Source organism: Acetobacter sp. DmW_136 (genome assembly GCF_008690365.1).
GTDB classification, from domain to species: Bacteria; Pseudomonadota; Alphaproteobacteria; order Acetobacterales; family Acetobacteraceae; genus Acetobacter; species Acetobacter oryzifermentans.
In genome coordinates this window covers 1-21,270 of record NZ_VHON01000070.1, presented here as the reverse complement: position 1 = coordinate 21,270, position 21,270 = coordinate 1, and the positions used below count along the sequence as shown (strand labels likewise).

19 protein-coding genes, 1 tRNA gene and 1 other RNA gene are annotated in these 21,270 nt (G+C 53.6%); 5 read left to right on the top strand and 16 right to left on the bottom strand.

The window, feature by feature from the left end; genetic code table 11:
• From murD to rnpB, 9 genes are all read right to left on the bottom strand, one after another.
• Positions 1-1,416 carry a UDP-N-acetylmuramoyl-L-alanine--D-glutamate ligase gene (gene murD, locus FKW31_RS14550; protein ID WP_150178920.1) on the bottom strand — a complete coding sequence of 472 codons (1,416 nt, stop codon included), beginning with the start codon at positions 1,414-1,416 and terminating at the stop codon, positions 1-3.
• Positions 1,413-2,507, bottom strand: a complete 1,095-nt coding sequence (gene mraY / locus FKW31_RS14545; RefSeq protein WP_063354414.1) for a phospho-N-acetylmuramoyl-pentapeptide-transferase — start codon at positions 2,505-2,507, stop codon at positions 1,413-1,415. The genes murD and mraY overlap by 4 nt, the downstream gene beginning before the upstream one ends.
• The gene (gene murF / locus FKW31_RS14540) at positions 2,507-3,892 is read right to left on the bottom strand and encodes a UDP-N-acetylmuramoyl-tripeptide--D-alanyl-D-alanine ligase (protein WP_150178919.1); all 1,386 of its coding nucleotides are present in this window, start codon (positions 3,890-3,892) and stop codon (positions 2,507-2,509) included. Before murF ends, mraY begins: the two co-directional genes overlap by 1 nt.
• Entirely contained in the window at positions 3,889-5,358 is a 1,470-nt protein-coding gene (locus FKW31_RS14535) for a UDP-N-acetylmuramoyl-L-alanyl-D-glutamate--2,6-diaminopimelate ligase (protein WP_150178918.1), read from the bottom strand. The genes murF and FKW31_RS14535 overlap by 4 nt, the downstream gene beginning before the upstream one ends.
• A complete protein-coding gene (locus FKW31_RS14530; protein ID WP_150178917.1) occupies positions 5,355-7,373 on the bottom strand; it encodes a penicillin-binding protein 2 in 2,019 nt (672 codons plus the stop codon). Before FKW31_RS14530 ends, FKW31_RS14535 begins: the two co-directional genes overlap by 4 nt.
• Positions 7,374-7,404: 31 nt before the next feature.
• Positions 7,405-8,394, bottom strand: a complete 990-nt coding sequence (locus FKW31_RS14525) for a hypothetical protein (protein ID WP_150178916.1) — start codon at positions 8,392-8,394, stop codon at positions 7,405-7,407.
• 4 nt (positions 8,395-8,398) lie between these two features.
• Positions 8,399-9,406 (bottom strand): 16S rRNA (cytosine(1402)-N(4))-methyltransferase RsmH, encoded by a 1,008-nt coding sequence (gene rsmH, locus FKW31_RS14520; protein ID WP_150178915.1) that lies wholly within the window; start codon positions 9,404-9,406, stop codon positions 8,399-8,401.
• Positions 9,403-9,888 (bottom strand): division/cell wall cluster transcriptional repressor MraZ, encoded by a 486-nt coding sequence (gene mraZ / locus FKW31_RS14515; protein WP_150178914.1) that lies wholly within the window; start codon positions 9,886-9,888, stop codon positions 9,403-9,405. The genes rsmH and mraZ overlap by 4 nt, the downstream gene beginning before the upstream one ends.
• Before the next feature lie 288 nt (positions 9,889-10,176).
• Positions 10,177-10,604: RNase P RNA component class A (rnpB, locus tag FKW31_RS14510), an RNA gene on the bottom strand.
• Positions 10,605-10,664: 60 nt separating this feature from the next.
• On the opposite strand from rnpB, the gene FKW31_RS14505 reads away from it, so the two are divergent.
• Positions 10,665-11,723 carry an alpha/beta hydrolase gene (locus FKW31_RS14505; RefSeq protein ID WP_150178913.1) on the top strand — a complete coding sequence of 353 codons (1,059 nt, stop codon included), beginning with the start codon at positions 10,665-10,667 and terminating at the stop codon, positions 11,721-11,723.
• Positions 11,724-11,739: 16 nt separating this feature from the next.
• Here the strand turns inward: FKW31_RS14505 and FKW31_RS14500 are convergent, their stop codons facing one another.
• Positions 11,740-12,189: a hypothetical protein gene (locus FKW31_RS14500; protein WP_035351951.1), complete on the bottom strand. Its 450-nt coding sequence runs from the start codon at positions 12,187-12,189 to the stop codon at positions 11,740-11,742.
• Positions 12,186-13,820 carry a glucose-6-phosphate dehydrogenase gene (gene zwf, locus FKW31_RS14495; RefSeq protein WP_150178912.1) on the bottom strand — a complete coding sequence of 545 codons (1,635 nt, stop codon included), beginning with the start codon at positions 13,818-13,820 and terminating at the stop codon, positions 12,186-12,188. The genes FKW31_RS14500 and zwf overlap by 4 nt, the downstream gene beginning before the upstream one ends.
• A gap of 96 nt (positions 13,821-13,916) precedes the next feature.
• Between zwf and FKW31_RS14490 the strand changes: the two genes are divergently transcribed.
• Positions 13,917-14,189: a DUF2312 domain-containing protein gene (locus tag FKW31_RS14490; RefSeq protein WP_003623048.1), complete on the top strand. Its 273-nt coding sequence runs from the start codon at positions 13,917-13,919 to the stop codon at positions 14,187-14,189.
• 23 nt (positions 14,190-14,212) lie between these two features.
• Positions 14,213-14,866, top strand: a complete 654-nt coding sequence (locus tag FKW31_RS14485) for a hypothetical protein (RefSeq protein ID WP_006117404.1) — start codon at positions 14,213-14,215, stop codon at positions 14,864-14,866.
• A 3-nt stretch (positions 14,867-14,869) separates the two neighbouring features.
• On the opposite strand, the gene proB is transcribed toward FKW31_RS14485, so the two are convergent.
• The 4 genes from proB to rplU all read right to left on the bottom strand — a co-directional run bounded on the left by proB (position 14,870) and on the right by rplU (position 17,811).
• The gene (proB, locus tag FKW31_RS14480; RefSeq protein WP_150178911.1) at positions 14,870-15,997 is read right to left on the bottom strand and encodes a glutamate 5-kinase; all 1,128 of its coding nucleotides are present in this window, start codon (positions 15,995-15,997) and stop codon (positions 14,870-14,872) included.
• A gap of 54 nt (positions 15,998-16,051) precedes the next feature.
• Positions 16,052-17,071, bottom strand: coding sequence for a GTPase ObgE (obgE, locus tag FKW31_RS14475; RefSeq protein WP_150178910.1), 1,020 nt, complete (start codon positions 17,069-17,071; stop codon positions 16,052-16,054).
• Positions 17,072-17,179: 108 nt separating this feature from the next.
• Positions 17,180-17,449: a 50S ribosomal protein L27 gene (gene rpmA / locus FKW31_RS14470; protein ID WP_003623041.1), complete on the bottom strand. Its 270-nt coding sequence runs from the start codon at positions 17,447-17,449 to the stop codon at positions 17,180-17,182.
• Between the two features lie 47 nt (positions 17,450-17,496).
• Entirely contained in the window at positions 17,497-17,811 is a 315-nt protein-coding gene (gene rplU, locus FKW31_RS14465; RefSeq protein ID WP_026019364.1) for a 50S ribosomal protein L21, read from the bottom strand.
• A gap of 221 nt (positions 17,812-18,032) precedes the next feature.
• On the opposite strand from rplU, the gene FKW31_RS14460 reads away from it, so the two are divergent.
• Positions 18,033-18,122: transfer RNA gene (locus tag FKW31_RS14460), tRNA-Ser, on the top strand.
• A 29-nt stretch (positions 18,123-18,151) separates the two neighbouring features.
• Here FKW31_RS14460 and FKW31_RS14455 read toward each other — a convergent pair.
• Entirely contained in the window at positions 18,152-18,772 is a 621-nt protein-coding gene (locus tag FKW31_RS14455; protein ID WP_006117400.1) for a recombinase family protein, read from the bottom strand.
• A gap of 203 nt (positions 18,773-18,975) precedes the next feature.
• On the opposite strand from FKW31_RS14455, the gene FKW31_RS16505 reads away from it, so the two are divergent.
• On the top strand, positions 18,976-21,270 hold a 2,295-nt coding region (locus tag FKW31_RS16505; RefSeq protein WP_238332869.1), incomplete at its 3' end, for a Hint domain-containing protein.

Below are 21,270 nucleotides of genomic sequence, written 5' to 3'. Positions count from 1 at the left end.
TCACTGCTCTGTCATGCCCGCATGCCGGGCGCAAACCTCATCTGCCAGTTCCTGAAAGCGCAGGCCACGTGCCTCAAACCCAGAAAACTGATCAAAGCTGGCGCAGGCGGGTGAAAGCAGCACAACAGGCGTATGCGTAAGGTGCGCTTCCGTATAAGCCGCAGGCACGGCGTTTTCCAGTGTTTCTGCCATAGTAAAAGGCACGTTGTGTTCTTTTAGTGTTTGGGCCAGTTGCGGAGCATCCCGCCCGATCAGGAATGTATGTGCAATATGCGGGAAATAGGGCGTGAGAGAGGCAATGCCGCCTTCTTTTGCCGTGCCGCCTGCAATCCACACCAGTTTTTCATAACACCCCAAGGCGCGTGAGGCTGCATCTGCGTTGGTGGCTTTGCTGTCATCCACAAAATCCACCCCGTTGCAGGAAGCTACAAGCTTTTGCCGGTGTGGAAGGCCGGGAAAGGAGGCTACAGCCTGCGCAATGGTTGCATCTGGCACATCCAGAAAGCGCGCTATTGCAATAGCAGCAGCGGCATTTTCTGCATTATGGGCACCGGGAAGGCTTAGCCCGGTTTGTGCTATGCATGTGCTGTGGTGCCATATGGCGCCATCCTTGCCGTAGTAAGAACAGGCCGGATTAGTGCCAGAAATGGTTTCACATTTGGCAGGTCCATGTTCCAGCTCTGCTGCAATGGTGCGGCACCATGTATCATCCATGCCAACAACAGCCATATCCTTGCCTGTCTGGCCGGTGAACACCCGCTTTTTGGATTGAGCGTAGCCATCCATGCCTGCGTGACGGTCCAGGTGATCTGGCGTCAGGTTCAGTAAACATGCGGCATCAAAGCGCAGGGTATCCAGACGTTCCAGCATGTAGGACGACATTTCCAGCACATATACGCCGTTATCCGGTAGCAAAGGCAGGGCAAGGGCGGCTGGCCCCAGGTTGCCACCAGCGGCTACGGGCAGTTTGGCTTCTGCCAGAATATGGGCCAGCAAAGTGGTGGTGGTGGATTTGCCGTTGGTGCCTGTAATGCCAACAAAACGGGCTTTGCTGCCAGATTTGCGCACAGCCCGATAAAGCAGTTCCGCATCGGAAAGAATGGGAATGCCCGCTTCCTTGGCCATAAGGGCAATAGGGTGTGGCTTGGGTAAGACGTGTGGAATGCCGGGGGAAAGAATAAGTGCTTCAAACCCATTTAGGCTTTCAAACGGCTTGCACTGAATACGTGCAGCAACATCTGGCGCAAGAGTGGAAAGTGCTTTTGCCAGCCCTTTGCGTCCGCCTTCACCATCATCCCATACCTGTACGGTGGCACCTGTGCTGGCCAGCATAAGCACTGCAGGCAAGCCATTTTTGCCAAGCCCGAAAACAGCAAAGCGTTGCCCAGAAAACAGGGAGGGTGAAAAGCCGTTCATCTTAGTTTCAGCGTGGCCAGACCACACAGCCCCAGAACAATGGAGACAATCCAGAACCGGATGACAATTTTGGGTTCTGCCCACCCTTTTTTCTCAAAATGGTGGTGGAAAGGGGCCATAAGAAACACACGCCGCCCTGTGCGTTTGTACCAAAACACCTGAATGACCACAGAAAGTGTTTCCGCCACAAACAGGCCACCCACAATGCACAGCACCAGTTCATGCTTGATAGCTACGGCTAGGGAACCCAGTGCGCCACCAAGGGAAAGAGAGCCTGTATCCCCCATAAAAACCGAGGCCGGAGGGGCGTTAAACCACAAAAACCCAAGGCCAGCCCCCACAAGAGCGGCGCAGAATACGGCCAGTTCCCCCGTACCGGGCACGGCGTGGATTTGCAGGTAATCAGCAAAAACGTGGTTGCCGACCAGATAGGAAAGAATGGCAAACACTAAGGAAGCCACAATAACGGGGCCAATAGCCAGCCCATCCAGCCCATCGGTAAAGTTAACCGCATTGCCAAAGCCGGTAATCACGATCATGGCGAACGCAGGGTAGAGAATACCCATAGGCAGCAGAAGGTCTTTTACAAACGGAAAAGCCAGATGGTTTGCCAGTTCTGGCGGCATAAGATATTGCAGCCATAACCCGCAGATAAGTGAGATACCAAATTCTCCACCAAGCCGGGCGCGTTTGGAAAGACCATCCGTGTTGCGGCGCGCAAGTTTGCGGTAATCATCTGCAAACCCAATGGCGCCAAAACCCAGCGTGGTGAGCATAACGGCCCACACAAACCCGTTTTCCAGATCTCCCCAAATCAGCATGGAGATCACCAGAGAAATCAAAATAAGCACCCCCCCCATTGTGGGCGTGCCGGTTTTTTCCAGAATGTGGCGTTCAGGGCCAACGGCGCGAATGGGCTGACCTTCGCGTTGGATACGGCGCAGCATTCTAATAAGCGGGCGGCCAAGAAGCAGGCTGATGCCAAGGGCTGTCATACACGCACATCCCGCGCGGAACGTGATGTAGCGCAGGAGGTTCAGGATTGTGATGTGTCCATCATGCGCAGCGTGAGAAATCAGCATATACAGCATTAGGCACACTCCACTGCGGGAAGTGCGTTGAGTGCTGCAATAATATCACGCATACGGCTCCCTAAACTGCCTTTCACCAACACGGCGTCTCCTTTGCGCAAAGCCGCGCAGACATGAGGAGCAAGTAAGGCAGCGCTTTCTGTCCATGCGCCCTGCTTAGAGGGCGGAAGGGCATCAAAAAGGGTTTTCATGTAGGATCCGCAGCAAAAAACGAGGTCAGCAGCACTGGCTGTAGGGGCAGCAAGTGCTTGATGTTCGGAAATGGAAAATTCACCCAGTTCACGCATATCGCCCAGAACGGCAATACGGCGCGTGGCAGGAATATGGCGCACAACATCTAAAGCAGCCCGGATGGAAGCCGCTGAGGCATTGTAACTTTCATCCAGCAGCGTAATGGCCCCACCGGCAATTTTGGTGAGGGCACCACGACCTTTTCCCGGGCGGAAAGCTGCCAATGCGGCTGCGGCTTTTGCAACATCTGCACCTAGGGCGTCACAAGCTGCGAGTGCCACAACGGCGTTGCGGGCCAGATGAGTGCCGGGGGCGGGAAGGTGGACGTTGAAAGTTTTGCCCAAAATGGAAACATCAAAGTGCGAGCCATCAGCACCAGTTTGCAAATGGCTTAGATGTGCAATGCTTTGAGGGTTTACACCACAGGGCCACAAAACAGCCTGCGCTTTTACTGCTGCTGCTGTAAAAAACGGTGTGCCGTGCGCATCATCCGGCACAATGGCAATACCGCCTGCGGGCAGTGCGGTAATAATGGAGGCTTTTTCTGCCGCAATAGCATCCAGACTGCCCATATGGCCCAGATGCGCTGAGCCAATGGTGGTGATAACGGCCACATCTGGCTGCACCATTTTGGCAAGCGGAAGAATTTCTCCCGGATGGTTCATGCCAATTTCACTGATACAGAAAGCAGCCTCTCGCGGTAGGCGCGCAAGGGTAAGCGGCACGCCCCAATGGTTGTTGTAGGAGGCCTCGGCCGCATGTGTCGGGCCAGAAGGTGCCAAGCAAAGGCGCAGCATTTCCTTGGTGGTGGTTTTACCCACGCTGCCCGTTACGGCTACAACTTTACCTTTAAAGCGCGCCCGTGCGGCCAGTGCCAGTTTTTGAAGGCCCAGCATGGTATCAGATACCAGCAGAATACGCGGGTCCGTTAACCCTTCGGCTGAATGAGCCAGAACGGCCGCGGCACCTTTTTCTAGCGCTGTAGCAATGTGCGCATGGCCATCGCTGTTGTCGCCTTTGAGGGCAATAAACAGGTCTCCGGGGGCAAGGGAACGTGTATCAATTGAGATGCCGGTAACGGAAACAGGAGCATTTCCTAAAAACGTTCCACCCGTTGCGGTTTCCAGTTCTTCGTGCGTCCACAAAAGGCTCATGGATGGCCCGCCAGTGTGCGCAACACGGCGGCATCATCAAACGGTAAAATGGTATTGCCTATAATTTGTCCTTGTTCGTGACCTTTGCCGGCCACAACCAGTACGTCGTCTGCTTTAAGCATGGAAAGAGCTTCTGCTATTGCCTGTTTTCTATCTGCAATTTCCAGCGCTTGCGGAGCGCCGGTTTTTATATCTGCACGAATGGAGGCCGGGTTTTCTGTGCGCGGGTTGTCATCTGTAATAATGGCAATATCCGCACCTTTTACGGCTTCCTGCCCCATAAGAGGGCGCTTGCCACTATCGCGGTCTCCGCCTGCGCCCAAAACAACAATCAGTTTGCCGCGTGCGTGGGGGCGTAAAGATGCCAAAAGCCGTGCCAGTGCATCTGGCGTATGGGCGTAATCCACGTAGGCGCAGGCTCCGTTGGGCAGCACTGTTGCGCGTTCCAGACGTCCCCGCACCCCTTTAAGATGGGGCAGAAGGGGGAGAATACGCGCAATTTCGGCATTATCCTGTGCGGCCAAGGCTACAGCCAGCAATACGTTGTCTGCCTGAAAGCGGCCCGGAATAGGCAGCAGAACCGTGCTCGTGCGGCCATCGTGTTCAATGGTCAATTCCTGCCCGGCGGGGAGAGCGTTATGTGCCACAAGGCGGAGTGTTGTACCGTGCTCTCCAACCAGCCTTAGCCGTAGGTTCCGCCGTGCGGCAATGGTACGGATGGCTTGGAGCGTTTGTGCATCCATATCGGCATTGGCAGCCACAATGGCATGTTCTGGCAAAAGGGTATCAAACAGCTTCAATTTGGCTGTGCGATAGGCCTCTATGGTCAGATGATAATCAAGGTGATCGCGTGTTAGATTGGTAAAACCCGCTGCGGCAAGATGTAAACCATCTAGCCGCCCTTGTTCCAACCCGTGGGATGAGGCTTCCAGCGTCACATGCTGAAAGCCAGCTTGAGTAAGCGCTGCCAACCCATTGGCAAGGGCAACCGGATCTGGCGTGGTAAGTGCTGGAAATGAAATGGACGTATCTTCCGCCCCGGTAAGGCCAAGAGTGCCAATGGCAGCGGCCTTAAAGCCCAGCAACGCCCATATCTGGCGCATAAAATCCGCAGTGCTGGTTTTGCCATTTGTGCCAGTAATAGCTACCAGATGCTGTGGCTGCGGCCCCGCCAGAACAGCCGCCATAAGCGCCAGTGCGTGGCGTGGGTTAGATGCCAGAACCAGCGGGCAGGCGGGTACATCAGTCGGCCATTGTGTATCTGCGGGTGCCAAAACTGCTGCTGCACCATTTTGCACGGCAGTTGCGATAAAGGCCCGGCCATCGGCTTTTACACCCGGCAACGCGGCAAAAAGCGTGCCCGGTTTTACCTGCCGACTGTCCGCTGTAATGGAAGAAATTTCAGGATTTTTGGGCAGAGCCGGAAGCCCTACAGCAGCAAGAAGGGTGGAAAGAGGAAGGCTCATTCGTCCATAACCTCCGCAGCCGCTTTTTTGCGTTCAGCCATAGCACGTTTAAGGGCTTCTTTTTCTGCCTTGTGTTCGGCTTCCGCTTTACGCGGGTCTCCCGGATCGTTCCCAGGGCCAAGTGGCCTTACGCCACGCGGCACTGCAGGGTGCAGGGGCAGAGCCATTTGCGCATCAATTTGCTCAGCATGCTCTGTATCTGGAAAAATCTGGAGCATGGGGCCAATGCGTGAAACAATTTTGGAAACAGTAGGTGCCGCGTTCCAGCCTGCTGTGGTCCAGCCGTGGGTTTGGGGTGTGGGTTTGGGGCTATCCAGCATAACATACACAGCATAATGCGGTGAGTTCATGGGGAAAATGCCTGTAAAAGCCGAGATATTGACGTGCTTCAGGTAGCCACCATGTGGGCCAATTTTTTCTGCCGTGCCGGTTTTACCGCCCACAAAATACCCCGGAGATTCCGCAGTGCGCCCTGTGCCGTGGGTAACATCCAGCCGTAAAAGACGACGCAGAAGGCTGGATACTTTTTCGGAAAGAATACGCGGGCCTGCGGGCGTAACTGGGGCATCTGCCGCGCTGCTTTGAGTATCATCTTCCACGCTTTGCTCAAGCGCTGCATTTTGAATGCCGCTGGCAAATTGCGGGCTTATGCCGGGCGCGCTGGCTGTGGCATTGGCTGGGTCTTCCTTATCCAGCAAAGTAGGCGTTACCAGAATACCGCCATTAACCGTAGCTGCTGTGCCACGCACAATAGCCAATGGGGGTTCTGCCACACCATGCCCGAACCCAACTGTCATAACCGTGGCAATACCCCATTGATGTGGCACCAATGGGCGTGCAGCTTCTGGCAGTTCCACCGGAACGGGGGAGAAAAACCCCATGGAACGCAGCCATTCGGATTGTTTTTTGCCCCCAACATCCAACGCAATATGTGCGGCTGCCGGGTTGGAGGAATAAGCCATCACCTCGGGCAATGTCAGCCACGGAGAGAAATGGTCACTCTTCATATCGCGGATAGTAAAGCGTCCGATATGCAACGGTACGGATGAAAACCGATCCCAAATATGGATAGTGCCTGTTTCCAGCCCCATAGCCGTTGTTTGCAGCTTAAAGGTAGAACCCGGTTCGTACAAACCAGTAACCGCACGGTTAAAGCGCTCATCATTAGTGGCATGGGCAAAATTATTGGCATCAAAGTCAGGCAGGCTGACCATGGCGATAATTTCACCGGTGCGCACATCCATCACAATGCCACATGCCCCAATGGCTTGGAATGTCTGCATGGCATTTGCCACTTCTTCACGCACAGCAGACTGAACACGAATATCCAGTGAGAGATGGAGCGGGCGATGATCAGAAAGCAGGCGCTTATCAAAGTATTTTTCAATCCCAGCCACGCCGTGATCGTCAATATCAACAGTGCCCATAATCTGGGCGGCCATGCGGCCTAGCGGGTAATGCCGCCTTTCGCCCGGTTCGAAATAGATGCCCGGAATGCCAAGGTTATTGATGGCCAGTTCCTGTTGGGGCGAAATATTACGTGCGATGTAAACAAACTGCTTGGGGCGGGAAAGGCGATCAGCGGTTTCCTGCTCATCTATATCCTTCAGGATAGACTTTAGCTTGTGCGCAACATCCTTGGGGTCGATCAGCTCTTGCGGGTTTGCATAAACCTGCGCAACAGGCAGAGAAAGCGCCAAGGTTTGGCCGTTGCGATCCACAATGGAAGCACGGTGCACTTGTGGCAGAGAGAAATCACCAGCAAGGCTGCCCTTGGGGTCAATTTTAGGAATTTCAGGAACCTGTGGCGCAATCTGTCGCTTTTCTGGCGCCATGGGGTGAACGACGGTTGCAATAGTAAGCTTAATGGCGACAACGGCAAAAATCAGGCAAAAACCGCCAGCAACACCCAAAAGCCTTACATGCATTTGGTCCCGATGTGCGCGGGCGCGCAAATCGTCCCCCGTAACACCTACTGTACGCGTTGGTTCGGGGTCATTGGGGGAGACAGACATGTCAGGTCAGAAAGGCCTTTAACCACAAAAATCAGTTGGCAACCGGAACCGGAGCCGGCAGCGCATCACCACCGCGGCTGAGCAAAGAACCGCTGCTATAGCCGGAAGTCGCGCGCGCTTCCATATAGCTGGAAGGTGCCGAAGATGCGCGATGCGGGCGTGTAGCATGCCAGCTAGCCGCTGCAACTGGCAGAGGATGGCGGATTGGCGCCGTATCATCATCCGAAGCTTGTGCAACGTGCCGAATGGCAGGGGATGCCGCATGGGTAAGGCTGTGGCGAACCGGGGCTACAGGTGCATCGTCATCCACGTTGGTGGAGGCAACAGCCTGCGGGCGCGGTGTTTCTACAGCCATATGGTGCACAGGGTGCGAAGGTACGGCGGGCTCGGTTGTCTGTGCAACACGCACTGGTGCAGCTACGGGTTCAGGCGCAGTATGAGGGTGGTCATGATGTAAGGTAGGTGCATGCAGAACAGGTGCGGCATCAGCTACAGATGTTGCGCGTGGACGAGGGGCAGGTTCCGCTGCAACATGCGGTATGTCAGCAACAATAGTTGGTGCGGCCACGGGGCGCGCCTGATGGGGAACTGCCGGTGGTGTTACGTGCGCAGGGCGTGCATCAGCCACAACAGCCGGTGCGTGCACTGTGGGCGCAATAACTGGCGGGGGGGCAACATTGGTTGATTTGTCTGCAACCAATGCCGGTGCAGGCGGCTGGGCATCTTTTACAACCGCAGGCAGGTGGCTTTCCAAATCAGCCATACGTACAAACTGCGTAGGATTCATGGTCTGCAACCCAGCCTCATGCCGCGCCACAAGCTGGGCCAAGCGTTCAGGCTGGTTTTCCAAAGCCCATTCCGTGCGCAGGATGGATGTTTGTGTGCGAACGTGCTCCGTTTCCTTCACGATCTGCGAAATCTGCTGATCGAGAAGGGTGGTCTGGTGCTTCTTTGTGTAAAGGAAAAAGCCAGATGCAATCGCCAGAACCGCACAGCAGCATGTAAATGGACGGGGGATCATGGACTTAGCCCTTTTTTACGGAAGCAGGGGTTGAAGCACGTTTCATGACAGCGCGCAGCCGTGCACTTCTGGCGCGCGGATTATAGCTACATTCGGTATCGGTGGGCCGCCGCGCTTTGTGTGTAAGGGCCACAAAATCGGCTTCTGGCGCTGGGGTGCCTGCGGCGCGAGGATCATAGCGTGAAAAGCTTTTATCCTTGCCCGTGGCATGCTGCACCATGCGTTTGGCGATACGGTCTTCCAGTGAATGGAAGGAAACAACAACCAGTCGTCCACTGGGTGCCAGCATATTCAGCGCCTGTTCAAGCCCGCGCTCAATTTCGCCCAGCTCATCATTCACGGCAATGCGCAGGCCCTGAAAGGCGCGCGTAGCGGAATCTATGCCGGAACGATCTTTGGGAATAACAGAGCGTACAAGATTGGCCAGTTGTGTCGTGGTTTCAAAAGGCATTTCCGAACGTGCGTTTACAACAGCGCGGGCAAGACGGCGTGCGTGGCGCTCTTCTCCATAAAAATGGAAAATATCTGCCAGTTCTGCTTCCGGTGCCTTGTTGACGATATCTGCAGCTGATGGCCCGGATTTTTCCATGCGCATATCCAGCGGGCCTTCCATACGGAAGGAAAAGCCGCGGTCAGCTTCATCCAACTGAAAGGAGGAGACGCCCAAGTCCAGCACAATGCCATCGAACGTGGAAATACCTGCGGCACTGGCAAGCGCCTGCATGTTGCCAAAGCTGCCTTGCAACATATGGAGGCGAGATGTGCCATTGGCGGCAGGGAAATGACGGCTGAGTGCCTGCCCGCGCGCAATTGCGTCCGGGTCACGGTCAATACCCCAGACATTGCAATCTGCGCTTTTTAGAATGGCAGAGCTGTAGCCGCCTCCACCAAACGTGCAATCCAGAATACGCTCACCATCTGCGGGATGAAGATATTCCAGAACTTCTGGCAACATAACGGGGATATGGCCCTGAGCCGTTTCAGGGGGTGTAAAGGCAGAAAGAGCGTTCATTCATTGCGCCCTTTTGAATCTGCCCCACCTGTAGCCGGAATGCTAACGCGGCGTGAACGCTGGCGTGCTTCTACCCGGCGCTGCTGCGCGGCCTGAGGTTCCCATATCTGAAAGATACGACCAACGCCCATAAAGGCAGCCGTGGGGCTATCTGCCAGCCCGGCATGATCACGTAAAAATTCGGGTAAAATAATGCGGCCTTCACGATCGGGGTCTATGGGGTAAGCATCAGCATATAGGGCAGCCGCCAGATCATCATGCTCATCAGAAAACATGTCTAGCCGATCAAGCGGTTCGGTCAGGCGTGCAAAAGCCACGGCAGGCCATGCCTCAACACAGGGCAGGGTATGGGAGGGGCGGAGAATCATCAGCGCGTCACCTTCCGTCTGCTGCGTTTTGAGTACTGAACGGAACCCGGCAGGAATCGAAATACGCCCCTTGGCGTCGAATCGATTTTCATGCGTGCCGAGAAATACGCCCACGTACGTCAGAAGCCTTTGCAGAATCAGCCTTTCCGTTCGCAATTCAGCGGGGAACAGAACCGCCTTCACCACACTTGTGGTTTGGTATGGGATAGCATGGGATGTTATGGGACGCAAATTAAAATGACAGAAAAAACAGCAGAAAACCGCCATTATTTAAGTATTCATGCAGAAAAGATTTCTGACACGAATGTATTGATTTTATGGCGACAAACAAAAGATTGCCGTTTTCTGTTCTTTTTATGTTCTGTTTTTGATGAAAAAACCGGGATGAATACAGATAAAGAGAGTGTCAGGTGGTCTGTAAGCCGGGTTCTGTCCACCTCTGTAAAGAGGCTGGACGGTCATTCGTCTAGGGCGTGTTTTGCAACATGCCTCTCGCAACCAACCCGAACAGCAGGGCGGAAGAACCCCCGAAACCACAAGGGTTTCTGCTGTTCCTATTCGGTTTTGCTCCCGGTGGGGTTTACCGTGCCTCCTCTGTTACCAGCGGAGCGGTGCGCTCTTACCGCACCGTTTCACCCTTACCTTCAGCCTGTCCCATAAAATCCCATAAGGATTTTACAAAGTCAGACCCGGAAGGCGGTCTGTTTTCTGTGGCACTTTCCCTAAGGTTACCCTCGCCGGCCGTTAGCCGGCACCGTTCTTCCGTGGAGCCCGGACTTTCCTCTCTCCTACCCGTTAAAGAGCAGGACAGCGACCGCCCAACCACCTGACGGAGCGCACCCTGCGTCGGGCTTGCGTTCAGGTCAAGCCGCAACTGATGTTATGAAGGCATGACGATGCAGAAAATTGCCGGTAATCAGGTAGCTATGTCTGATTTTTCTGATGTGCCTCAAAACTCTGTGCCCGCACGGCCCAATCTTCCATCTCGGCTTTTGCTGCGCTGTATCACATGGCAGGAGCAGCTTAAACGGAAGTATGCGGGCAAAGATGCGCCTGAAGCAGACAGGCCCCATAATGTAGCGCAGGAAATGGCTGCGTTTCTTGTGCGGTTGCGCAAGGCTATGGATACGCCTTCCTTTCCGGTACGTCTTTCATCTGTGCCGATGCGAAGGGTCGTGACATTATCTATCCCCGGTGCTGCGGGGCCTATGCGGGCGCGCCTTTTTATTCCCTATGGGCGGGTAAGGGGCGCGTTGCTGTACCTGCATGGCGGGGGGTTTGTGCACTGTGGGTTGAATTCCCATTACGGTATTTGCTGCCGCTTGGCGCGTGCTTCTGGGGCGGCTGTGCTCTTGCCCGATTATCGCTTAGCGCCAGAGCATCCTTTTCCCGCTGCTATTGATGACAGTCAGGCTGCTTTGCAGTGGCTTGCTGGTGCTTCTGCCCGGTATTGGGGGGGTAAAGTTGCCGTTGCGGGGGATAGTGCGGGTGGAAATCTGGCTGCTGTTTTGGCACAGGATGGGCGCGCGGGGCTGGGGCCCAAACCTGTTATACAGTTGTTGTATTATCCATCCTTATACGGAGAGAAGCTTTTTCCATCTCACCGCACTTACGAGAAAGGATATTTTCTCTCCCGCAGGTCCATGCAGTGGTATGGAGATCAGTATATTCAAAAGGAAGAAGACTGGCTGCATCCACGTTTTGCGCCGGGCTTAAACCCAGATTTACAAGGCTTACCGCCAGCCGTTATCATTACAGCCGAATGTGATCCAATGCGTGATGAGGGCACGGCCTATGCGCAGGCTTTGGAGCGGGCGGGAGTTAAAGTGATATATCACTGTTACCCCGGTGCCTTGCATGCGTTTCTGAACTTTTACGCCTTTATGCCGCATGGCAAGGCGGCCTTACGCTTGGGAGGTAAGGCGCTGAAGAAAGCCTTTGCCGCATAAAATTAGCCTTAGTGCGTTATGGAATGGGGTGAAAAACCCCCGGTGACCCCTGATCCGAATAAACAATGCGGTTCAGCCTATCTACACGCAACGTAAACAGTTTAGGCAAATCATCTTTCGGGCCGGGGCAAGTGCCGGAATGCTTTTCCATAACATCAATGCGTGATGCCGTGGGCGCATCATTTCCGTTCACCACAAACAGCAGACAATCCGGCCGATCATGCGTCATGCCATTATGGGTGACCTTCAGGCGCAGGTGCTGCACCAAGGCTGTATCATCAAACCAGCTTGCGGGTTTGAAGGTGTAGGAATCCACCAGTCGATCCAGCGTGCCGGTTTTGGCCAACAGAATCATCATTAAAGAAAGCGGCAGAACGATTGCCAGCCGACGCAGGATATGTTGGCGCAGAGTGCGTTTTGCAAATGGCCCGCGGCCAGTCATTTTTTTGGGGGAGGGTGTGTTCATGTCAGCATATCTTCGTGCCAAAGGGCACCATCACGCGCCAGAAGTGCGCGGGTGGTTGGAGGGCCCCAGCTTCCGGCGGGGTAGGGTTCCAGCGGCGTAAGAGCGTAGCGCCAGGAGTCCAGAATAGGCTCTACCCATTTCCACGAGGCCTCAACTTCATCGCGCCGGATAAAAAGGGCAGGGTCTCCTCTTACAGCGTCTAGCAGTAAGCGCTCGTAAGAATCCTGATACTGCACAGAAAATTCGTTTTCGTAAGACATATGCAGTGTGGCGTTGCGCACTCTAAACCCACCTGCTCCGGGGTCTCGCGCTGCCAGAACAAGTGAGAGTTCTTCATGCGGGGCAATGCGGATAACCAACCGGCCGGGAGAGGGCATGTTGGTAAAAATAGGCCAAACCTGCGGGCGGAACTGGATTACAATTTCTGTGGTTTTTGTAGCCAACCGTTTGCCTGTGCGCAGGTAAAAAGGCGTATCACCCCAGCGGGCCGTACGAATTTTGGTGCGAATGGCTACAAATGTTTCGGTATCACTAGGGCGGCCCGTTTTCAGATCATCCACGTAGCCCGGAACATCTTCCCCTTTTACGCGGCCCGCTGTGTATTGCCCACGGATAACATTTTTACGCACCATATCCGGTGTCATGGGGCGCAGGGCGTTAAGCACTTTCAGCTTTTCATTCCGCAGATCATCTGCGCGCAGAGAGGCTGGGGCATCCATGGCAACCATGCACAGAACCTGCAAAAGGTGGTTCTGCACCATATCTCGTAATGCGCCGGATTTGTCGTAGTAGGAGCCGCGGTCTCCCACGCCCACTGTTTCTGCTGCGGTAATCTGCACATGGGCGATCGCCTGGGAAGACCATAACTGTTCCAGAGCAGGGTTGGCAAAGCGTAGGGCCAGAATATTCTGCACGCCTTCTTTACCCAGATAATGGTCAATCCGATAAATGGCATCTTCAGAAAAGTAGCGGCCCACACCTTCATTGATCTCATTGGCGGATTGTAGGTCTGTGCCAATGGGTTTTTCCAGCACAACCCGTGTGTGCTGAGTGATCAGGTTATGGTGGGAAAGCCCAGCGCAAATGGCGGAATACAGCGCCGGTGCCGTGGCAAAATAGAAAACCCGCGTGCGTTCTGGGTTAGGGAGCGTGGCGCTGAGTTCCGGCCAGTGAGAGGCATCCTGCGTGGCATCAAGGTACACATAGGTCAAAAGCCCCAGAAACTGGTTCAGCGTTTCTGTGTCTTTGGCAATATCGGGGGCAAATTCGTGCAAAGTGGCGCTGCACAAATTACGGAACTGCTCAGTGGTGAGTTCAGACCTCGCCGTGCAGATAATCCGTGCTTCCTCATCAAATTCGCGGGCATGGAAGCGGCGCAAAAATGCAGGCAGCAGTTTTCGGCGTGTCAGATCACCTGTCGCGCCAAAGATAACAAAGTCAAAAGGTTCCGTGCGGTTCACAAGAGCCATGATGCAGGGTTCTCGCTGGTCAGCCGGAGGGGGGTGCCCGCCGTAAAAAAGTCGTGGTTTGCGGGCAAAATGCCCAGAACAAGAACAAGGTGCTGTGCTTATGGAAGGCCGCCCGTGTGTTTGCAAGGGGTTCTGATGTGCTGCATCATTGACCACATACACGTGGCGCGATAAGCCCGCGCTTCACTATCTGGCAATGTTAGCAGGTTCTGCCTGCGCAGTGTTGGGTGTTTGTATATAAATTTAGGAGGCCGAAGCATGGATGGCGAACGCATTTCCGGGGATGAAGATGCAGCTGTTGGCGGTATTGCCGCAGATCGGCTGAGAAGCATTATTGAGCGTGTTGAACGCTTGGAAGAAGAGCGCAAAGCTCTGGCTGGAGATATCAAGGATATCTTTACAGAAGCAAAGTCTGCCGGGTTTGATGTAAAGGTTATTCGCCAGATCATCCGCCTGCGTAAGCAGGAACCTGCTGAAGTAGAAGAGCAGGAAACACTGCTGGATATCTACCGTCGCGCATTGGGTATGTAAAAGGCTAGTCGGGTCTATTTCCCATGATGTCTCTGTCTTTTCCTGATTGGATGCCTGTTTGGGGCCAGCTTCTGGTTCTGGCTTTTGGCGTGTTGTTCGGGCTTGCTTTCATGATGATGCCTTTTGCCGTGTTTGGGGTAAAAGGGCGGTTGGGTGAGATTTCTCTCCAGTTGGAAGAAATTCAGGCCGAATTGCGTGCGCAGGCCGTGCGGGGTGCTCCTGCGTATCAGGAGCCAGCTTTGTCTGTTGTGGCAGAGCGGGACGGCAGAACATCACCCGGCGTGGTGGTGGAAGAGGTGCGTCCGCCGGAGGTGAAAAAACCTTCTGCGGCACCTCGTGCAGTGCCAGTTTTTCCCGAACTGCGGACACCTAAGGTTTCTGATGCGTATGAAGCGCGAGAAGAAGCCCCACCAACACCGCATCTTGCGCCAGACCCGGCAAAGCCGGTGGTGCGCCGCATGCCGTGGCACGAGCCAGAATCTCCACCAGCGGAAACTGGTGCAGAAATCTTGCGTCGGCAGCGCGCGCCAGATGCTAATCAGCCACCGTACCGGCCAGATTTTTCACATGAGGCTCCGCAGCCCAACCCATCTGCTCAGATGCCGCGTATTGACGAGCATACTGGCCGTGCAGAACCTGTGCTGAACTGGCCCAGAAAAAATCCGGCAAACGATTAAGTTTTAGATCATGACGAGGTCATCACGATGGATGATCTCGTCTCGTCCATGCCATCCCAGAATATCTGTAAGTTCGGTAGAACGATGGCCTGCAATGCGCCGGGCGTCATCTGCATCGTAGGCAGCAAGCCCATGTGCCAGCACGATGCCATCAGTATTGATAATTTCTACCAGATCACCCTGAGAGAAATCGCCTTTTACGCCAAGCACGCCTGCTGGTAAAAGGGATTTACCTTGTTGCAGAGCGTTTACAGCACCATCATCCACCATAATCTCACCTGCGGGTGTTAGGCTGCCTGCAATCCATTGCTTGCGGGCTGTATGGGGGCAATCCTGCGGCAAAAACCATGAGCAGCGCCCACCTTCCAGTAAAGAGCGGAGCGGGTGGGATGTTTTCCCTAAAGCAATAGCCATGGCGCAGCCTGAGCGCGTTGCAATACCCGCTGCCAATAGTTTGGTGCGCATACCTCCGGAAGAATAACCCGGAGGCGGTTCACCTCCCATGGCCTCAATTTCTGGGGTAAGAGTTTCAATCACGGGCAAATGCTGTGCATCGGGGTTTGTGCGCGGGTCTGCTGTGTACAGGCCATCAATATCAGAAAGGAGCACAAGCTGATCCGAGTCCGTCATTTGTGCAACGCGGGCTGCCAGTCTGTCATTATCGCCAAAACGGATTTCGGCAGTGGCAACGGTATCGTTCTCGTTAATGACGGGAACACATCCCATTTCCAGCAGAGTGTTCAGCGTTGCGCGGGCATTCAAGTAGCGCTTGCGGTCTTCCGTGTCTTCCGGGGTTAGCAAAAGCTGGGCGGCAACAAGGCCGTGGGCTGAAAGGGCATTGCTCCATGCTTGTGCGAGGCTAATCTGCCCCACAGCCGCTGCCGCCTGCTTTTCTGCCAAGCGGAGTGCGCCGCCAGCCAGCCCCAATGTGTGCCGGGCAAGCGCAATAGCACCAGAGGATACAACGGTAACAGCCGTACCCTGTTTGCGCAGATATGCAATATCGGCAGCTACACTGGCTAACCATTCTTGACGCGGGGCCTGTTTTTCTGGGTCCACCACCAGCGCGCTACCTATTTTAACAACAAGCCGTTTGGCATTGGTAAGGGAGGGGCTGGTGTATCCGGTCATGGATCAGTTCCGTAAAAGGAAAGGGGCTAGAGGGGCCTGCTTGCAGCTAAGTGTTCAGGCGGGGTTTTTATCCGCGTTCTTGCGGGTTTCGGTCACCTGATTCTGGAGCATGCGCAAAAGTTCTGGCACGCCCTGATGGGTTGCAGCAGAAATTAACACGACCGGTGCGCCACTGGCTTTTTCCAGCGCAGCACGCCGGGAAGAAGCTTCCCGCGGGGTCATGGCATCCATTTTATTGAGTGCGATAATTTCCGGCTTTTCTGCTAGCCCGCCATCATAAGCGGCAAGTTCATGCCGTATGGTGCGCCATGCATCTACAACGCTACCAGCGGCACCATCTATAAGGTGCAGCAGCACGGCGCAGCGTTCAACATGGCCCAGAAAACGGTCTCCAAGCCCAGTGCCTTCATGCGCGCCTTCAATAAGGCCGGGAATATCCGCTACAACAAACTCTTCCGTCATGGAAAGGCGCACAACGCCAAGCTGGGGGTGCAGGGTTGTAAAAGGATAATCTGCAATTTTGGGCTTTGCAGCAGAAACAACAGAAAGAAATGTAGATTTGCCAGCATTGGGCAAGCCAACAAGGCCCACATCTGCAATCAGCTTCAGGCGCAGCCAAACCCAGCGCTCTTCACCCGGCCAGCCTTTATCAGACCGACGAGGGGCGCGGTTGGTGCTGCTCTTGAAATGCGCATTGCCGTAGCCGCCATCCCCTCCGCGGCAAAGGGTAATGCGTTTACCGGCTTCGTTGAGATCCGCCAGCAAGGTGACGCGGTCATCATCCATAATCTGAGTGCCAATCGGCACCTTGATGATAACAGGAGAGGCCGTAGCCCCTGTGCGGTCAGACCCGGCACCGTTGCCGCCTTTGCGTGCACGGAAATGCTGCGTGTAGCGAAAATCGATAAGGGTGTTCAGGTTAGGTACGGCTTCAAAAATAACATCGCCACCACGCCCGCCATTCCCACCATCGGGGCCGCCGAATTCAATATATTTTTCCCGCCGGAAGGCTGTCACGCCATCTCCGCCATCTCCTGAGCGGACGTAGATTTTTGCCTGATCCAGAAACTTCATGACATACCTTACTCAACTCCAGAACGCGAAAAAGGGCCGATCCTGAGGACCGGCCCCTGTTTCTGCTCCGGCCACACGGGAAAACGTGCGGTGGAAAAACCGAACTACTTATTCAGCAGCGGCAGGCAGCGCATCCACAGAAACATGTACGCGGCCTTCCGCCCGGCGTTCGAAGCGAACATTGCCGTTAATCAGTGCAAACAGGGTGTGGTCTTTGCCAACACCAACGTTTACGCCAGCTTTCACCTTCGTGCCACGCTGGCGCACGATGATGTTGCCAGCAATAACCTGCTCGCCACCAAATTTCTTGACGCCAAGGCGGCGTCCGGCGCTATCGCGCCCGTTACGGGATGAACCGCCAGCTTTTTTTTGTGCCATGACCTAAGTCCTCCGTGGTCTTAACCAGCTTAATACCCTGTGCGGGATTAAGCTGCGTTGATTTCCTGAATGCGCAGAACGGTAACCGGCTGGCGATGACCATTTTTACGGCGGCTGTTCTGCCGACGGCGCTTCTTGAAGATGATGACCTTCTTGAGGCGGTCTTGAGCGATAACGGTTGCCGTTACCTTTGCGCCGGCCACGGTGGGGGCACCAATCTGGCTGCCGCTTTCGCCACCAACGGCCAGAACTTCATCAAATGTAACGGTTGCGCCGGCTTCAACTTCCAGCTTTTCAACCTTCAGCACCATGTTGGGCTCAACCCGGTACTGCTTGCCGCCGGTGCGGATAACTGCGTACATAAACTGTCTCTTCCGATCTCTGGATTCTCGCGGTACCTTGTTAGATACAGGCGAAAATTCTGGTCGCTTTTTCTTCTTTGGCTGCACAATACGCGCAGCATGGTTCCATCTGTGTGGATTAGGGCGGCTTTTTAAGCGGTGAGGGTAGGGCGCGTCAATAGAAATATGGAGTTCACGTACTTGCATGGGCTAGAAAAGCGTGTCTATAAGCTCGCGATATAGGAGAGATGCCGGAGCGGTCGAACGGGGCGGTCTCGAAAACCGTTGTGCAAGCAATTGTACCGAGGGTTCGAATCCCTCTCTCTCCGCCATTTTATATATCCCATGACAGTCCATAGTTCTACGTTATCGGGGTCTTTCCACCCCTTCTACCATAATGGCGATGACTGTCTTTACTACGCGCTATCCGTGATGCTGTGCTCTCGCTTATCGCAAAGGCGAGGGCAATGGATTTTAGAGGCTCTCCTCTTTGCCTGCGATCAATGATGGCGCGTCTTTGTGCATCGGTAATTTTGGTGGGGCGTCCCATACGCTTACCTAACGCCTGAGCGCGTGCACGTCCTTCTGAGGTGCGTGTCCGGATCAGGTCACGTTCCACATCGGCCAAGCCACCAAGGACTGCAAGCATAAGCCGACCTGTACTTGTGCTGGTATCAGTCCAGGGTTCAGCCAGAGAGTAAAAAAGAGCCTTGCGTTCGGAAATAGTTTTAACAATTGAGAACAAGTCGAATGTACTACGTGCCAGACGATCCAGACGGGTGACGACTACGGTCTGGCCTGGTTTGAGATTTTTGAGAAGTTTTCTTAATTCGGAACGATCGGCATCGGCTCCGCTAGCCTTCTCACGATAAATACCGCGACATCCAAACTCCTTGAGTGTTTTTAATTGAAGTTCGAGAGTCTGCCCGATTGTGCTGACACGGGCATATCCCACTTTACGGCGTGTAGTCTCTGATTTCATTTAATCTTAAACACATAAAAATACTCAAAGGTTTCTTGTAAAACTCTTGAATTACGCAAGGGCAGAATCCCTACTCTTGCCATGTAAAATAGTCACAGAAACGCCTACACCTCAAGTATTGTTAATGCAACAAAAACATTCAAGACAAAAAAATACACGTTCTTTTTTTTTGCGTAATTCAAAATTAAGAGAGGTCTGATTTTATGACGACACAAGTAAACCAGACGACATACGTTTTTAGTGGTAACCCATATGCTCAAGCATCATTAGATGATGTCATAGTAAATGGTGGTGGTACACTGAATGTTGGAAACGGGGGCACTGTAGATTATGTAACTGCTCTTGGTTCACAAGGATGGAACGGCGTGGCTTCAGTCGCCACCATCAGCGCGCATGGTGATGGTGGCACTGCAATTGTTAAAGATTATACCATCAGCAACTATGCTCTGGCCTATGCCAGTAATGGTGGAAAGCTGGTAAACGGCAGTATTGATGGTGGTGCCGTTGAAATTGGGAGCGGTGGCCTGATTGGCGATTCCAATATTTTTGGAAGCGGCAACTACACAAATACAGGTACAGCCAACCAGACGCAGGACTACGTTAATGTCCTAAGCGGTGGCACGGCCTCCGGAATTACCACAATGGGTGGTAGTCTGAACATCGGTAGTGGTGGATTTGTAGAAAGTTCCCATGCGTCATCCGGTTATATTAACGTATCCACTGGCGGTTCCGGAACAGGTAATACTGTTTTTGAAGGCGGCCAGCTAAATGCTGTAGGTGGCACGCTGACGGATAGCACCCTATCAGGCGGTGAGTTGTGGGTTAACAAGGGCGGAACAGCTAGCGGTGTACAGGATGGCAGCAGTGGGACGGCTGTAGGACGTATTTATCTTTCCAGTGGTACGGTGGACAATGCGACTATAAATGGCGGCACCATTTTTGTGGGCGACAAAGGTGTATTTGAAAATAGCACCATTTCAGGCTCAGGTACGCTCAACAACACAGATACAGCCAATCAGACACAGGATTATGCCAATGTTGAAGCTGGCGGTTATGCTTCTGGCATTACAACACAAGGCGGTAGTCTGAATGTTCTTAGTGGAGCTTCTGTAGATAGTTCTACGGCATCTGCAGGTTATATCAACATTCAGGCCGGTGCCTCAGGTACAGGCAATTCTGTTGATGGTAACCAGGCTCAGTTGAATGTGCTGGGGGGCTCTGTTACCAGCAGCACGGTTGGCGCAGGGCAGTTCAATGTTCAAACAGACTCTACTGGTAAAATCGCTGGGACAGCCACTGTTGTAACTGTGTCGGGCGGTGTCATGAAAGACATGGGTGGCACTGTTATCAGCGCCACCATCTTGGGTAGCGGTTCAGCCAATATTATCAGTGGTGGTGTGCTCAGTGCATCTACGGTTGAGAGCGGCGGTATTGTTGATGTTGATAGTGCAAGTACACTGGTTGGCACGACTACGGTAAGCAATGGTGGTCAGCTGATCCTGAACGGTGCTGCCGGTAGTGGTGATATCCTTCTGGCAGGCAGTAGTTCTCTGCTGACCATCAGTGGGAACACCATGCCCACCAACGTGATTAGCGGTTTGGAAAATGGCGGTAAAATTGATCTCGTTGATCTGAAGAGCGTCACGAACATCAACACCACATCTTCTGGTATTGATTTTATTGGTATAGATGAAAATGGAAATAGTGTTGATTTTCATCTGAATATTCCTGATGCCGACAAAATCGGAAACAAAATTATTTCTGATGGTAATGGTGGTCTTTACTACGAAGTCTGTTTTCTGTCTGGCAGCATGATCCGTATGAGTGAAGGTGATGTAGCTGTAGAAGATATTCAGATTGGTGATGAAGTTGTTGCTTTCGACTGGAAGAACAACAAGGAAGTGACCCGGCCCGTTGTCTGGGTGGGCAAGGCGCATGCTGTTGTTCGGCCCGGCTTACCAGATGATGAAGCCGGATATCCTGTACGTGTTCTGAAGGATGCCATTGCCGATGGTGTGCCTTACAAAGACATGCTGATTACTGCAGAACATTGCCTGTTTTTTGAAGATCGGTTTGTGCCCGTACGTATGCTGGTGAATGGCGTGTCTATTTTCTATGACAAATCCATTACCTCCTACGATTACTATCATGTGGAAACCGAGCAGCATTCCGTCATTCAGGCTGATGGCATGCTGACAGAAAGCTATCTGGATACAGGCAACCGTTCTTCTTTCCGTCAGACAGGTACTGTTGTCACCTTACGTGGTACGGTTCAAAGCTGGGAAAAGAACGCCGGTGCACCTTTAGGAGTGGAACGGTCCTTTGTTGAACCGCTTTTCCAAAAGCTGGAAGCACGGACTAGTTGTCTGACACAGACGACTTCAGTTCCTCTTGCAAAGTCAAACCTGACAAACGACCCAGATCTACATCTCGTCACGGAAAGCGGGGCCATCATTCGCCCCATTCGCCATGATGGTGAGCGTTACAGCTTTATGCTG

Excerpts from the sequence above, each read along its gene's own strand:
- murF (WP_150178919.1), bottom strand. The coding sequence starts at position 3,892 with ATGAGCCTTTTGTGGACGCACGAAGAACTGGAAACCGCAACGGGTGGA.
- FKW31_RS14500 (WP_035351951.1), bottom strand. The coding sequence starts at position 12,189 with ATGAACACACCCTCCCCCAAAAAAATGACTGGCCGCGGGCCATTTGCA.
- rpmA (WP_003623041.1), bottom strand. The coding sequence starts at position 17,449 with ATGGCACAAAAAAAAGCTGGCGGTTCATCCCGTAACGGGCGCGATAGC.
- FKW31_RS14485 (WP_006117404.1), top strand. The coding sequence starts at position 14,213 with ATGATGTCTCTGTCTTTTCCTGATTGGATGCCTGTTTGGGGCCAGCTT.
- FKW31_RS14490 (WP_003623048.1), top strand. The coding sequence starts at position 13,917 with ATGGATGGCGAACGCATTTCCGGGGATGAAGATGCAGCTGTTGGCGGT.
- proB (WP_150178911.1), bottom strand. The coding sequence starts at position 15,997 with ATGACCGGATACACCAGCCCCTCCCTTACCAATGCCAAACGGCTTGTT.
- murD (WP_150178920.1), bottom strand. The coding sequence starts at position 1,416 with ATGAACGGCTTTTCACCCTCCCTGTTTTCTGGGCAACGCTTTGCTGTT.
- FKW31_RS14505 (WP_150178913.1), top strand. The coding sequence starts at position 10,665 with ATGACGATGCAGAAAATTGCCGGTAATCAGGTAGCTATGTCTGATTTT.
- FKW31_RS14455 (WP_006117400.1), bottom strand. The coding sequence starts at position 18,772 with ATGAAATCAGAGACTACACGCCGTAAAGTGGGATATGCCCGTGTCAGC.
- rsmH (WP_150178915.1), bottom strand. The coding sequence starts at position 9,406 with ATGAACGCTCTTTCTGCCTTTACACCCCCTGAAACGGCTCAGGGCCAT.
- FKW31_RS14530 (WP_150178917.1), bottom strand. The coding sequence starts at position 7,373 with ATGTCTGTCTCCCCCAATGACCCCGAACCAACGCGTACAGTAGGTGTT.
- mraY (WP_063354414.1), bottom strand. The coding sequence starts at position 2,507 with ATGCTGTATATGCTGATTTCTCACGCTGCGCATGATGGACACATCACA.
- FKW31_RS14525 (WP_150178916.1), bottom strand. The coding sequence starts at position 8,394 with ATGATCCCCCGTCCATTTACATGCTGCTGTGCGGTTCTGGCGATTGCA.
- rplU (WP_026019364.1), bottom strand. The coding sequence starts at position 17,811 with ATGTACGCAGTTATCCGCACCGGCGGCAAGCAGTACCGGGTTGAGCCC.
- FKW31_RS14535 (WP_150178918.1), bottom strand. The coding sequence starts at position 5,358 with ATGAGCCTTCCTCTTTCCACCCTTCTTGCTGCTGTAGGGCTTCCGGCT.
- obgE (WP_150178910.1), bottom strand. The coding sequence starts at position 17,071 with ATGAAGTTTCTGGATCAGGCAAAAATCTACGTCCGCTCAGGAGATGGC.